The sequence below is a fragment of the Pseudodonghicola sp. genome (assembly GCF_048268305.1).
In the GTDB taxonomy this organism is placed as follows: Bacteria; Pseudomonadota; Alphaproteobacteria; order Rhodobacterales; family Rhodobacteraceae; genus Pseudodonghicola.
Map to the genome: position 1 here is coordinate 118,960 of NZ_JBLWVT010000004.1, position 12,750 is coordinate 131,709.

The 12,750-nt window shown below is 67.7% G+C and carries 11 protein-coding genes; 10 read left to right on the forward strand and 1 reads right to left on the reverse strand.

Features of this window, described 5'->3' with window-relative positions; translation table 11 throughout:
- Positions 1-110: 110 nt before the first annotated feature.
- The 7 genes from ACN0V4_RS08735 (at position 111) to ACN0V4_RS08765 (ending at position 6,864) form a co-directional block, all read left to right on the forward strand.
- A complete protein-coding gene (locus ACN0V4_RS08735; protein ID WP_417675096.1) occupies positions 111-1,547 on the forward strand; it encodes a hypothetical protein in 1,437 nt (478 codons plus the stop codon).
- Between the two features lie 102 nt (positions 1,548-1,649).
- Positions 1,650-2,945, forward strand: a complete 1,296-nt coding sequence (locus ACN0V4_RS08740; protein WP_417675098.1) for an ABC transporter substrate-binding protein — start codon at positions 1,650-1,652, stop codon at positions 2,943-2,945.
- Entirely contained in the window at positions 2,945-3,580 is a 636-nt protein-coding gene (locus ACN0V4_RS08745) for a LysE family translocator (protein WP_417675100.1), read from the forward strand. The genes ACN0V4_RS08740 and ACN0V4_RS08745 overlap by 1 nt, the downstream gene beginning before the upstream one ends.
- A 14-nt stretch (positions 3,581-3,594) precedes the next feature.
- Positions 3,595-4,521: a branched-chain amino acid ABC transporter permease gene (locus ACN0V4_RS08750; RefSeq protein ID WP_417675102.1), complete on the forward strand. Its 927-nt coding sequence runs from the start codon at positions 3,595-3,597 to the stop codon at positions 4,519-4,521.
- Positions 4,518-5,462 (forward strand): branched-chain amino acid ABC transporter permease, encoded by a 945-nt coding sequence (locus ACN0V4_RS08755; RefSeq protein ID WP_417675104.1) that lies wholly within the window; start codon positions 4,518-4,520, stop codon positions 5,460-5,462. The genes ACN0V4_RS08750 and ACN0V4_RS08755 overlap by 4 nt, the downstream gene beginning before the upstream one ends.
- Positions 5,459-6,169 (forward strand): ABC transporter ATP-binding protein, encoded by a 711-nt coding sequence (locus ACN0V4_RS08760; RefSeq protein WP_417675106.1) that lies wholly within the window; start codon positions 5,459-5,461, stop codon positions 6,167-6,169. Before ACN0V4_RS08755 ends, ACN0V4_RS08760 begins: the two co-directional genes overlap by 4 nt.
- On the forward strand, positions 6,169-6,864 hold the full coding sequence (locus ACN0V4_RS08765) for an ABC transporter ATP-binding protein (protein ID WP_417675108.1): 696 nt from the start codon (positions 6,169-6,171) through the stop codon (positions 6,862-6,864). Before ACN0V4_RS08760 ends, ACN0V4_RS08765 begins: the two co-directional genes overlap by 1 nt.
- 156 nt (positions 6,865-7,020) lie before the next feature.
- Here the strand turns inward: ACN0V4_RS08765 and ACN0V4_RS08770 are convergent, their stop codons facing one another.
- Positions 7,021-7,452, reverse strand: a complete 432-nt coding sequence (locus ACN0V4_RS08770; protein WP_417675110.1) for a MarR family winged helix-turn-helix transcriptional regulator — start codon at positions 7,450-7,452, stop codon at positions 7,021-7,023.
- Positions 7,453-7,557: 105 nt separating this feature from the next.
- On the opposite strand from ACN0V4_RS08770, the gene ACN0V4_RS08775 reads away from it, so the two are divergent.
- The 3 genes from ACN0V4_RS08775 to ACN0V4_RS08785 all read left to right on the forward strand — a co-directional run bounded on the left by ACN0V4_RS08775 (position 7,558) and on the right by ACN0V4_RS08785 (position 12,750).
- Positions 7,558-8,400, forward strand: coding sequence for an FAD binding domain-containing protein (locus ACN0V4_RS08775; RefSeq protein WP_417675112.1), 843 nt, complete (start codon positions 7,558-7,560; stop codon positions 8,398-8,400).
- Positions 8,397-11,132: a molybdopterin-dependent oxidoreductase gene (locus tag ACN0V4_RS08780; protein WP_417675114.1), complete on the forward strand. Its 2,736-nt coding sequence runs from the start codon at positions 8,397-8,399 to the stop codon at positions 11,130-11,132. Before ACN0V4_RS08775 ends, ACN0V4_RS08780 begins: the two co-directional genes overlap by 4 nt.
- Before the next feature lie 157 nt (positions 11,133-11,289).
- Entirely contained in the window at positions 11,290-12,750 is a 1,461-nt protein-coding gene (locus tag ACN0V4_RS08785) for a 6-hydroxynicotinate reductase (protein WP_417675116.1), read from the forward strand.

Sequence of the window (12,750 nt, forward strand, 5' to 3'; positions counted from 1 at the left end):
GGAGGCGCGGGCGCTGCCAAAAGGGACGGCGATTGCAAGGAAAGGGCGCAGGTGCGGGGAACAGGCTTTCCCTGTTACCGGCTCCGGGTACACTCGTGCGCATGAGACAGATGTTTGCCCCGCGCCTTATCGGCGCCGCGATTCTCGCCCTGATCCTCGGAACCGGGGCGGCCCTGGCGCATGCCTCGGAACAGGGGCTGGTGCTGCTGTTGCCGACGGATGTCTATATCGCCTCCGGCGCGGCGGCGGTGGCGTTGACCGTGCTGCTGATGGCGGTGCTGCCCGAGCGGGTGCTCGAGGTGATCTTCTCTCCCTTGCGGCTGATGCGCCTGCCGATGAGCGCCGCGCCGCTGGTCACTTCGACCTTCGCGGCGCTGGGTTTTCTGGCCTTGGTGGCAAGCGGCTTCGCCGGGCCGCGCGATCCGGTGGAGAACCCGCTGGTGCTGGCCATCTGGACGGTGTTCTGGATCTGCGTGGTGGTAACCCAGGGGCTGCTGTTCGACATCTGGCGCTGGATCAACCCCTGGCGTGGGCCGCTGGCGCTGATCCGGCAATTGACCGGGGTGCGGTCACCAATGCACCTGCCGGCCCGGTTGGGCCATGCGCCGGCGATCGTCACCTTTCTGGGCTTCGCCGGTTTCCTGATGGCCGATCCGGCGCCGGCCGATCCGGCGCGGCTTGCTCTTGTTGCCGGCACCTATTGGCTGCTGACGCTGATCGCCGGGCTGGTCTTCGGGCCGCGCTGGTTGATCCGGGGCGAGGGGCTTTCGGGGCTGCTGCGCTGCTATCGCCAGATGTCCCTGCTGGCGCGGCGCGGCGGGCGGCTGCAACTCGGGCTGTTCGGCTGGCAGATCCTGAAGACGCGGGCGCCAAAGGGGGGCCTTGCGATCTTCATGCTGGTGATCCTCGCCTGCGGCAGTTTCGACGGGGTGAACGAAACCTTCTGGTGGCTTGGGGTTCTGGGGATCAACCCGCTGGAGTTTCCCGGCCGCTCCGCCGTGGTCTGGCAGAATGTGGTGGGGTTGCTGACTGCAAACGCCCTGCTGGTGGCGATCTTCGCCGGGACCATCAAGGCGGGGCTGCTGCTGAACCGCTCCGACATGGCGCTGGGCGCGGCGATGCGGATCTTTGCCCCCACCTTGCTGCCGATCGCGCTGGGCTATCACATCGCGCATTACTACACTGCGCTGCTGGTCGATGGCCAATATGTGCTGGAGCTGCTGCGCGACTGGGCCGGGGCGCTGGGCCATGGGCTGGAGCACGGGCTGATGCCGGATCACGACCATGCCCATACCGAGGAGCTGCAGCACCTGCACGTCACCACCGGCTTCTTCAACGCCACTGACACGATGCGGGCGATCTGGCTGACCCAGGCCGGCGCCGTGGTGCTGGGGCATGTGATCGCGGTGATGCTGGCGCATGGGCTGGCGCTGCGCGCCTTCGGCAGCAATCGTCGTGCCCTGCTCAGCCAGGCGCCGCTCGCGGCCTTCATGGTTGGATACACATTTTTTGGGCTTTGGTTGCTTGCCTCGCCCCGTGGCGTATAGAAAACAAGCGAATCGGCTGGATCCGTTACCAGTTTGTTTGCACACTAACAAGATCAGAAGCCGGGCAACGGACACGCATCTTTGTCGCATGGGGGACATGCCATGACCATCAAGACCACGACATCCACCGGAACCACCCGGCGCGGCGCGCTGAAGACCCTGGCCGGCGGCGCAGCCGCAGCCACCAGCCTGCCGCTCTGGGCGCGCTATGCCCAGGCCCAGACCGCCGAGCCGATCCGTATCGGCTTCCAGATGCACCGGACCGGGATCGGCGCCGCCTATGGCCGTTGGTATGGCCGCACCACCGAGGCCGCGACCCGGCTGATCAACGAGGCTGGCGGCATCAACGGACGCCCGGTCGAGATCGTCATCGAGGATGACGGCACCGATCCCAAGCGCGGCGCCGAGGTGGTCGAGAAATTCGCCACCCAGCTGAAATGCGATATCGGGTATGGCACGCTGTTTTCCCATGTGGTGGCGGGCTCCGCCCCCCGCGCGGGCGAGCTGAAGCTGCCCTATTTCATCGTCTCCGAAGGCCATCAGCTCGCCTCGGGCGCGCTGAACCGCTATACCATCCAGCCCGGCATCACCGATGTGAAAAGCCAGGTGAAGGCGATGGCGCCCTTCGTGGCGGCGAACCTCGGGAAGAAGGTCACCATGATCTATCCCGACTATGCCTTCGGCCATGACCACCGCGATTTCTTCTCCGAGGCGATCGCGGCGCAGGGCGGCGAGGTGGTGGCCAAGCTGGCGATCCCGCCGACCGAGACCTCCTTCACCAAGTATTTCCCCAAGATCCCGCGTGAGACCGAGGTGATCTATCACGTCATGGTCGGCCCGGCCGTGCTGACCTTCGTCAAGGAACTGGGCGAATTCTTCGGGCCGTCCCGTCCCGAGATGTTCGGCTTCATCGACAGCCTCGAAGCGGTTGATATCGCCAGCCCGGGGCTCGAATTCCTGGAAGGGTCGTATTTCTGGGAAGGCATGCCGCGCTATGCCCAGCCTGATCAGACCTCGTTCGACAAGTTCTATCGCGAACAGGTGGGCGTCGATGCCAATGGCGCATCGGTCGCCGATCCCAAGGACGTGTCGACCTACGCCCATATGTTCGCCTGCTGGGAGACGCTCTATGTCATCAAGGCAGGGATGGAGGCCGCGGGCTATCAGTCCTTCAAGGATCGTCCGGCGCTGATCGAGGCGGTCGAGGCGATGACCGACATGGCGCAGTCGAACGAACACCCGCAGGGGCCGAAGCTGTTCAACGGCAAGACCCATCAGGTCTTTGGCCAGCAGTACATCAGCCAGGTGACCGACGGGAAACTGTTGGTGAAACACACCACCTCGCTTGAGGATGGGTTCTATCCGGACGAGACCGACTATACCAAGATGTCGTTCTGATGGAGGTTCTGAGCCTCGCGCATCTGGCTTTCTTCGTGCCGGCGGCCGCTCTGGTCGCCGCCACGCCGGGGGCCAACAACATGCTGTCGCTGGTCAATGGCATCCGGGCCGGGACCGGCCGCACGATGCTGAGCCTGTTTGGCCGCATGGCCGCCTTTGCCCTGCTGCTGGCGGGGGTGTCGCTGGGGCTTGGAACCCTGTTCGAAACCTCGGCGCTGATCTTCGGCGTCGTGAAATGGGCCGGCGTCGCCTATCTGGCCTGGATGGCGATCGGCATGATCCGGCGCGGCTCGCTGGGTCTGGCCGAGGCACAGCAGGCGGCGCCGCGCAGCACCGCGCGCATGGCCCGGCATGAATTCCTGGTCGCCATCGGCAATCCGAAGGCGATCCTACTGTTCACCGCCTTCCTGCCGCAATTCGTCCTCTCGGGCGCGGATTTCGCGGCCCAGCTCTGGGCCTTGGGGCTGGTCTATCTGATGATCGAATTCACCGTTGCAAGCCTTTATGCCGCTACCGGTGCCCGCATGGGCCGGATCGTGACCACGCCGGGACGCGAGGCCATGGCGGCACGGGTCAGCGGCGCCATTCTTCTGGCGATGGCGGGGCTTCTGGCGACGGCGCGGCGCAGCAGTTAGCAGGCAAGGACGCAATGGATTTCGGACCCTACCTTATGCTCGCCACGCTCGAGGGCGCGGTGATGGCCGCCGTTCTCGCGCTGACCGCCGTGGGGCTGAGCCTTGTCTTCGGCGTCATGCGGGTGGTCAACGTGGCGCATGGCGAATTCTTCATGCTGGGCGCGGTGCTGGCCTGGTGGATCGCCAGCCATGTCGGCGGGCCGCCGGCGCTGGGTTTTCTGGCGGCGCTGATCCTGGCGCCGCTTGCTGTCGGGGCCCTGGCGGCGCTCGCCGATATCATCATCCTGCGGCGGGTTGATTACGACCCCGAACGCACCATCGTGGCGACCATCGGCATTCTCTATATCCTGCAGCAGGTCACCCTGATGACCTATGGCCCCGAGGCGCGCCCGGTCGAGCCGCCCTTCAACAGCCGCCTGGCGCTGCCCTGGTTCGAATGGGGCGACAAGGGATTCCAGATGTACTGGCCCTGGGGGTTGAGCACGACCAGCTACAAGCTCTTCGTGATCGCCGCCGCCGTCGTGGTGCTGCTGGGGGTCTGGGCGCTGATGTCGCGCACCCGGATCGGCCTTTTGATGCGGGCCACCCAGCTTGATCGCGACATGGCGCTGGCCTTCGGCATCCCGGTCGAGCGGGTCTATGCCACGGTCTTCGGCCTGGGCGGGGCGCTCGCCGCGCTGGGGGCGGTGCTGATCGTGCCGATCCAGCAGGCGCATTACCTGATGGGGGGAGATCCCTTGCTGCTGTCCTTCATCGTGGTGATCATCGGCGGCCTGGGCAGCCTGCCCGGCACCGTGGTGGCCGCCATCCTGATCGGTCTGAGCGATGGCATCATCTCGGTCTTCTTCTCGCCGACGCTGGCCAAGATCTTCGCCACGCTGCTGGTGGCGCTGGTGCTGGTGTTCCGCCCGCAGGGCCTGTTCGGAGTGAAGCCACGATGAGCGACAGCACCAAGACGGTGATCCTGCACGGCGGGCTTTTGGTCCTTCTGTTCCTGCTGCAATTCCTGCTGCCGGCCTATCACCACGGCAATCTCGCCCGCATCATGGTGCTGGCGACCTTCGCCATGGGGTACAACGTGATGTTCGGCTATACCGGGCTTCTGAGCCTCGGGCACGCGCTGTTCTTCGCCGCCGGCATGTATGGCATGGGGCTGGCGATGCAATATGCCGGCGCCGGCCCGGTGCTGGCGATGGGCGCGGGGCTGGTCGCCTCGGTCGCGGTGGCGCTGGTGGTGGGGCTTCTGGCCCTGCGCACCGCCGGGGTCGGCTTCATGATCGTGACGCTGATGTTCGCCCAGGCGGGGTATCTGATCATCCTCTACTATGGCGCCTGGACCCGCGGCGACGAGGGGCTGGTGATGCCGCAGGCGCTCAGGATGCTGGGGGCGATCGACTTCTCGCAACCGGGGCCACGGTATTTCGCCGCCCTCGGTCTTTTCGCGACGGGCTTTCTGCTGACGCTCTGGATGATGCGCTCCCCCTTCGGCAAGGTGCTGATCGCCATCCGCGAGAACGAGGAACGCGCGCGGATGCTGGGCTATGATGTCTTCCGCTACAAGCTGGCGGCGGTGGTGATCTCCGGCACGCTCTGCGGGTTGGCGGGTGCCGCCTATGGCCTCCTGTTCGGCTATGTCGGGGCGACCTTCGCCTCGGTGCAATATTCGATCTTCCCGCTCCTTTGGGTGCTGCTCGGCGGCGCCGGCACGGTGATCGGGCCGCTGATCGGCACGCTTTTCATGTTCTACCTGATCGACCTCTCCAGCGCGGTCACCAGCGCCTATATGCTGGTCGCGGGGGTGGTACTGGTGCTGCTCACCCTCTTCGCGCCGCAAGGCCTGGCGGGTGAGCTGCGGGCAAGGGTCTGGAGGGGGCTGCCATGAGCCTTCTGTCCACCCGCGGCCTGTCGCGCAGCTTTTCCGGCCTGCGCGCGGTGCATGAGGTTGATTTTGATTTGCCCGAGGGCGAAATCCGCGCCCTGATCGGCCCCAATGGCGCCGGCAAGACCACCTTCGTCAGCCTGCTCTGCGGTCGCATCCTGCCGACCTCGGGCCAGGTCTTCTTCGACGGGCGCGACATTTCCGCCCTGCCGGCGCACCGGCGGATCGGGCTGGGGATGGCCTATACCTTCCAGATCACCTCGGTCTTCTCGCGGCTCAGCGCCTATGAGAACGTGGCGCTGGCTGCCCGCCGGCGGGTGCATGGCCGGGCCGAGGTCGACCGCGTGGTGATGCGGGCGCTGGAACAGGCCGGGCTGCACGACCGCCCCGATCAGCCCGCCGGCGATCTGAGCTATGGTCACCAGCGGCTTCTGGAGATCGCCATGGGGCTGGCACAGGCGCCGCGCCTGCTGATCCTCGACGAGCCGACGCAGGGCCTGTCGGATGGCGAGGTCGCCGCCTTCAAGGCGCTGATCCGGGGCCTAAAGGACAGGACCACCATCCTGCTGATCGAACACAACATGAGCGTGGTGATGGAGACTGCCGACCGGGTGACTGTGCTGAACTTCGGTGAAATCCTGGCCGAGGGCACCCCGGCCGAGATTCATGCCAATGCGCAGGTGCAGGCCGCCTATCTGGGGACCGGATGATGCTGCAGCTTGACAAGATCAACGCCGGATACGGCCGCGCCCAGATCCTGCGCGACCTGAGCCTGACCGTCAGCCCGGGCGAAATCCTCTGCCTGCTGGGCCGCAATGGCGCCGGCAAGACCACCACGATGCAGGCGATCATGGGGCTGTTGCCCTTGATGTCCGGCGCCGTGCGGCTGGAGGGGGAGGAGATCAGCAAGCTGGCCGCCCATAAGATCGCCGGGCGCGGCATCGGCTATATCCCGCAGGGCCGCCGGCTTTTCGGCGAACTGACGGTGGCGCAGAACCTCGAGATCGGGCTGCGCGCCGGCAGGTCCGGGCCGGAGGTGCTGGAGGATGCGCTAGAGCTGTTTCCCCGCCTGCGCGAAAGGCTGAACCAACGGGCGCAGACGCTGTCGGGCGGCGAACAGCAGATGCTCGCCACCGCCCGCGCGCTGTGCCTGCGACCACGCATCCTGCTGTTGGATGAGCCGACCGAAGGGCTGCAACCCTCGATGATCGCGGCGATCCGCGATGTCACCACGGTGATGCGCGACCGCGGCGTCGGCATCCTGCTGGTCGAACAGCGGGTCGACGCGGTGCTCTCGGTCGCCGATCGGGTCGCCTTCATCGAGAACGGCCGCAACCTCGAGACGCTGGAGGCCGAGGCGCTGCGCCGCGATCCTGGGCTGATCGCGAAACATCTGGGCGTCTGAGCCGGCTCCGACCGGGCAGGGGGCTCTGCCCCCCGGCCTGCGGCCGTCCCCCGCCGTATTTGTCACGAAGAGAAACAGGCGGGCGCCGCGCTCTGGCGCTTCTTCTCGGCGCAAATACGGCCGCCGGAGGCATGGCGCGGAGCGCCATATGGGCGCTCAGGTCAGTTTTTCGAGCAGACTCAGGAAAGTGGCGCGGTCCTCTTCGCTGAGTGGCTCCAGCGTCTCGGCAGTAATGGCATGGGCGGCGGGCACCAAGCTGGCATAGAGCGCGCGGCCCTCGGCCGTCGGAGTGAGGGTCAGGCGGCGCTGGTCGTCGGGATCGGGGGCGGTGGCGATCAGTCCGCGCTTGCGCAGCCGGTCGGCGACCCCCTTGATCGTGGCCGCGTCCATCGCCGTGGCGCGACCAAGCGCGTTCTGGGTGGCCTGGCCCAGCTCACAGAGCTTGGCGAGGGCGGCGAATTGAGTCGAGGTCAGATCCGGAATACCACGGGCGAAGATCGCCAGGTGTCGCTGGTTGGCCCGCCTGAGCAGGAAACCCACCTGGGGATCGAGCCTGTAGCTGGGCAGATTGTCATCGTGCTGGGTCATCAGTATCCCCCTTCGGGGTCAGTTTTGTTGACAGATCGGGGGCGCTGTCTCAGAGTCTGTTTGTATACTAACAATAATCCTGTCCAACAGAGCGAGGGTGTGGCCATGAGCCTGTATCTGCGCCCCAGCGAATTGCAAGAGGCGCTGGCCGCTTTGGCGGTGGCTCCGGTTCGGGTTGCGGCCGGATGCACCGATCTGTTCCCGGCGACGGAGCGCGCGACCCTGCCGGGGCCGGTGCTGGATATCACCGGCATCGCGGCTTTGGGCGGGATTTCCGAGACGGCGGAGGGATGGCGGATCGGCGCCACCACCACCTGGGCCGAGATCGCCCAAGCTGATCTGCCGGGCGGCTTCGACATGCTGCGCCAGGCGGCGCGCGAGGTGGGCGCCTGGCAGATCCAGAACGCCGGCACCATCGGCGGCAATCTCTGCAACGCCTCGCCCGCCGCCGATGGGGTGCCGCCGCTTTTGGCGCTGGGGGCGGAGGTCGAACTGGCCTCTGCACAGGGCGGGCGGCGACTGGCCCTGGCGGAGTTCCTGCGGGGGCCGCGCCGTACCGCGCTCGGCCCGGGGGAATTGCTGCTGGCGGTGCATGTGCCGAAGGCCGCCGGGGCGGGCGCCAGCCGGTTTCTGAAGCTGGGCGCGCGCAAGTCGCTGGTGATCTCGATCGTCATGGTGGCGGCGCGGCTGGTGGCGCGGGATGGGCGCGTGGCCGAGGTGGCGCTGTCCATCGGCGCCTGCGGGCCGGTGGCCAGCCGTCTGCCGGCGGTGGAGGCGGGTTTGACCGGTCTGCCTCTGGCCGATCTGGCCGGGGCGATCCGGGCGGCGGAGGTGGCTGACGCGCTGTCGCCGATCGACGATATCCGCGCCGATGTCGGCTATCGGCTGGAGGCGGCGGTGGAACTGCTGCGGCGGGCGGTGGCGGACTGCGGGGAGGCCCTGGCATGACAGACACGGTCGGGATTTCGCTGACGCTCAACGGCGCGGCGGTTCTGCTGCAGGTGGCGCCGGGACGGCGGCTGTCCGAGGCGCTGCGCGGCGATCTGGGGCTCACCGGGACCAAGGTGGGCTGCGACGCGGGGGATTGCGGCGCCTGCACGGTGCTGATCGACGGTCAGCCGGTCTGCGCCTGTCTGACCCCGGCGATCCGCGCCGAGGGGCGCGAGGTGGTGACGGTCGAGGGGTTGGCGGCGCGTGCCGCCGATCTGCAGGCGGCCTTTCTACGTCACGGCGCGGCGCAATGCGGCATCTGCACGCCGGGCATGCTGACCACGGCGGCGGCGCTCTTGGAGATCAACCCGGCGCCGACGCGCGCGGATGTGGAGGCGGCGCTGGGGGGCGTGCTCTGCCGCTGCACCGGCTATGCCAAGATCATCTCGGCCGTGCTGGATGCGGCGGGGCAGGGGGCGCGGCCTGATCCTGTCGCGATGCCGGGCGCGGGTCAGGCGGTGGGGGCACGGATCGAACGGCTCGATGGCGCGCCCAAGGTCGACGGGCGGGAGAGTTTCGGCGCCGATCACATGCCCGAGGGCGCCCTTTGGGTGCGCGCCCTGCGGGCGCCGCATTTCGCGGCGCGTTTCACGCTGGGCGATGTCGGGGCCTGGGCGGCGGCGAAGGGGGTTCAGGTCTTTACCGCGGCGGATATCCCGGGGCGCAACCTCTTCGGGGTGATCCCCGATTGCGCCGATCAGCCGGGGCTGGCCGAGGGGCGCGTGCGGATGCGGGGCGAGGCGGTGGCCGCCATCGCCGGGGCGCAGGCGGTGATCGAGGCGCTGGAGCTCGATGATTTTCCGGTCACCTGGCAGGAGGAGCCGGCGCTTCTTGAGACTGCCGCCGCGCGGGCGGCGGGGGCACCGCTTTTGCATCCGGGGCGCGAGGGCAATATCCTGATCGGTGGCCTGGTCCATTCCGGCGATCCTGAGGCGGGCTTTGCCGGGGCCGCCCATATCGCCGAGGGGCGGGCCGCGACCGCTTTCGTCGAACATGCCTATATCGAACCCGAGGCGGGCGTGGCTTGGATGGAGGGCGACGTTCTGGTCATCCGCGCCTGTACCCAGGCGCCGGTGATGGATCGCGACGATATGGCCCGGCTGATGGGCTTGCCGCAGGATCGGGTGCGGGTGATCCCCTCGGCCATCGGCGGCGGCTTCGGATCGAAGCTCGATCTCTCCCTGCAGCCGCTGATCGGGCTGGTGGCCTTCAAGACCGGGCGGCCGGCGCGGATGGTCTATAGCCGCCGGGAAAGCATGGCCTCGACCACCAAGCGGCACCCGGCGAAGATGGTGGCGCGGGCCGGCATAGATGCCGACGGGCGGCTGCTGGCGATGGCGTTTGACGGCGATTTCGACACCGGCGCCTATGCCAGCTGGGGTCCCACCGTGGCGGTGCGGGTGCCGGTCCATGCCTCTGGTCCCTATCGCATCCCGAATTACCATGCCGAGGCGCGGGCGGTGCATACCAACGGGCCGCCTTCGGGCGCCTTCCGGGGCTTCGGGGTGCCGCAGGCAGGCATCCTGCAAGAGACGCTGTTTGATGATCTGGCGCTGATGGCCGGGATCGACCGGCTGGAGTTCCGCCGCCGCAACGCCCTGCGCGATGGTGATCGCAGCGTCTGCGGGCAGGAGATGCTGGGGGTGGGGATCGGCCCCTGCCTTGACGCGCTGCAAGCGCCCTGGGCGCGGGCGCTGGACGAGGCCGAGGCGTTCAACGCCCGCCATGCCGGGGTGAAGCGCGGCGTCGGCGTCGCCTCCTGCTGGTATGGCTGCGGCAATACCGGCATGCCGAACCCCTCGACCATGCGGTTGGGGATCACGCCCGAGGGGCGGCTGCGGCTGCATCAGGGGGCCACCGATCTTGGCCAGGGATCGAATACGGTGATCCCGCAGATCTGCGCCGATGCGCTGGGGGTGCCGCTGTCTGAATTCACCTTCATCGGCCCCGATACCGCGCTGACCCCCGACGCCGGCAAGACCTCGGCCTCGCGCCAGACAGTGGTGTCGGGGAATGCGGCCTATCTCGCCGGCAAGGCGCTCAGGGCGAAGCTTTTGGCGCTGAGTAATATGGGAGAGACCGCTCGCATCGGCTTCGAGCCCGGCGCTGTCATCGTCGCGGAGGGGGCGGAGCGGCGGCGGATCGACCTGGCGGGGCTTCCGGTCGATGCCCATGGCTATGCCCTGGCGGTCGAGGAAAGCTATGACCCGCCGACCGAGGCCTTGGACGAAAACGGGCAGGGGCGGCCTTATGCCGTCTACGGCTATGGCGCCCATCTCGCCGAGGTCGAGGTCGATCTGGCGCTGGGCACCGTCCGGGTGATCCGGCTGACCGCGGCGCATGATCTGGGCCGGGTGATCAACCCGATGCTGGCCGAGGGCCAGATCGAGGGCGGCGTGGCGCAGGGGCTGGGTCTGGCGCTGATGGAGGAATTCATTCCGGGCCGAACCGAGAACCTGCATGATTATCTGATCCCCACCGCCGGGGATATGCCCAAGATCGTGCCGATCCTGATCGAGACCCCCGACCCGGAGGGGCCCTATGGCGCCAAGGGGCTGGGCGAACACGCGCTGATCCCCACCGCGCCGTCGATTCTGAACGCGATCCGCCATGCGAGTGGGGCCAAGATCACCCGGCTGCCGGCGCTGCCGCATCGGGTCTTGGCAGCAATCCGGGAGGCGCGGGGATGAGGAGGGGATTCATCAGTATAGGCAGAGAACGGAGGGTGGCGCTCAGCCCGGGCGGGTGCGGCAGCGCCCGCCTTGGGGGCGGGGCGGGCGCTGCCCGGCGTAAACGCCGGGCGGAGCGGTTGTTTAGCGCGCGTCCGGATCGTCAGGAGCACCGCTCATGACGGATCGTGCCGAACGTCCCCGCGAAGACAAGATCCGCTGCGATGCCTGCCCGGTGATGTGCTATATCGCCGAGGGCCGCGCCGGGGCCTGCGACCGCTATGCCAATCAGGGCGGTCGCATCGTCCGTTGCGACCCGCTGACCGTGCTCGACCGCCGCATCGCCAAGGGCGACGAGATCCGCCCCTTCCTCAAGGCGGAATGGGACGGTCGGCTGATCCATGATGACGATCTCTTCGTCACCGCCGTGGGCGCCGGCACCACCTATCCCGATTACAAGCCCGCCCCCTTCATCGTCTCGCGTGAGGTCGACGGCGCCGATTTCGTCACCGTGGTGACCGAGGCGATCTTTTCCTATTGCGGCGTCAAGGTGAAGATCGACACCGATCGTCACCTCGGCCCCGAGGGCGCGGTGATCCGTGCGCAGGGCGAGGCAGTGGGGCTGATGATCACCTCGGAATACGGCTCGCAGATGATGTCCCTGGGCGGGGTCGATCACCTCACCGGCGGATCGAAACCCGAAGGGCGCATCACCTGCGACACGCTGATGCGGCTTTGCAACCGCGAGGCGGTGGAACTGGCGGTCGACGGCGGCGCCACCGTCATCGTGCAGGCGGGACAGCCCCCGATCGTCGATGGTCATCGCGAGGAACGGATGCGCGTCGGCTGCGGTTCGGCTACCATCGGCATGTTCGCCTCGCAATGGCAGGGGCTGGTGGACGAGGTGGTGGTGGTCGACGACCATATCACCGGCGTGGTCAGCGAACATCAGGCCGGCAAGGTGCTGGGCTGGCCCGATACCGGGATCAGGATCAACGGCCGCCGCTCCACTCCGGGGCGCTATTTCCAGGTGGCAGAGCCCGGGCTGGGTTGGGGCGGCACCGATGTCTCCGATCCGCTGACCATCCTCGGCGCCTGGAACCCGAAGAAGGGCGCGCGGCCGGGGCTGAGCCTCTTGATGGTCTCCACCACCGGCGAGCAATATGGCTATTACGTGCTCGACGCCGATCTGGTGCCGCGGCCGCATCCGCTGCCCGAGAAGCTGAAACCCTCGGTCGATCTGATTGCCGAGAATTGCGAACCCGCGCTTTGCACCGTGATGTTCATGGGCGGCGCCGGCGGTTCGTTGCGCTCTGGTGTGACCAAGAATCCGGTGCGGCTGACCCGCTCGGTCCAGGCCGAACGCACCCGGGTGACGGTGGGGGGCGCGCCGGCCTATGTCTGGCCCGGCGGTGGCATCACCATCATGGCCGATGTGACCCGGATGCCCGACAATGCCTTCGGCTATGTGCCGACCCCGGCCATCGTCGCGCCCCTGGAATTCACCCTGCCGCGCGCCGAGTACCGGGCACTTGGCGGGCATGACGACAAGGCCCGCGCCATCGACGACATTCTGGAACATGGCGGCGAATATGGCGCCGATCTGCGCGCCGTGCCGCCGGCGGACAAGGCGGGTTGA

Excerpts from the sequence above, each read along its gene's own strand:
- ACN0V4_RS08740 (WP_417675098.1), top strand. The coding sequence starts at position 1,650 with ATGACCATCAAGACCACGACATCCACCGGAACCACCCGGCGCGGCGCG.
- ACN0V4_RS08785 (WP_417675116.1), top strand. The coding sequence starts at position 11,290 with ATGACGGATCGTGCCGAACGTCCCCGCGAAGACAAGATCCGCTGCGAT.
- ACN0V4_RS08760 (WP_417675106.1), top strand. The coding sequence starts at position 5,459 with ATGAGCCTTCTGTCCACCCGCGGCCTGTCGCGCAGCTTTTCCGGCCTG.
- ACN0V4_RS08750 (WP_417675102.1), top strand. The coding sequence starts at position 3,595 with ATGGATTTCGGACCCTACCTTATGCTCGCCACGCTCGAGGGCGCGGTG.
- ACN0V4_RS08745 (WP_417675100.1), top strand. The coding sequence starts at position 2,945 with ATGGAGGTTCTGAGCCTCGCGCATCTGGCTTTCTTCGTGCCGGCGGCC.
- ACN0V4_RS08780 (WP_417675114.1), top strand. The coding sequence starts at position 8,397 with ATGACAGACACGGTCGGGATTTCGCTGACGCTCAACGGCGCGGCGGTT.
- ACN0V4_RS08755 (WP_417675104.1), top strand. The coding sequence starts at position 4,518 with ATGAGCGACAGCACCAAGACGGTGATCCTGCACGGCGGGCTTTTGGTC.
- ACN0V4_RS08770 (WP_417675110.1), bottom strand. The coding sequence starts at position 7,452 with ATGACCCAGCACGATGACAATCTGCCCAGCTACAGGCTCGATCCCCAG.
- ACN0V4_RS08765 (WP_417675108.1), top strand. The coding sequence starts at position 6,169 with ATGCTGCAGCTTGACAAGATCAACGCCGGATACGGCCGCGCCCAGATC.
- ACN0V4_RS08735 (WP_417675096.1), top strand. The coding sequence starts at position 111 with ATGTTTGCCCCGCGCCTTATCGGCGCCGCGATTCTCGCCCTGATCCTC.
- ACN0V4_RS08775 (WP_417675112.1), top strand. The coding sequence starts at position 7,558 with ATGAGCCTGTATCTGCGCCCCAGCGAATTGCAAGAGGCGCTGGCCGCT.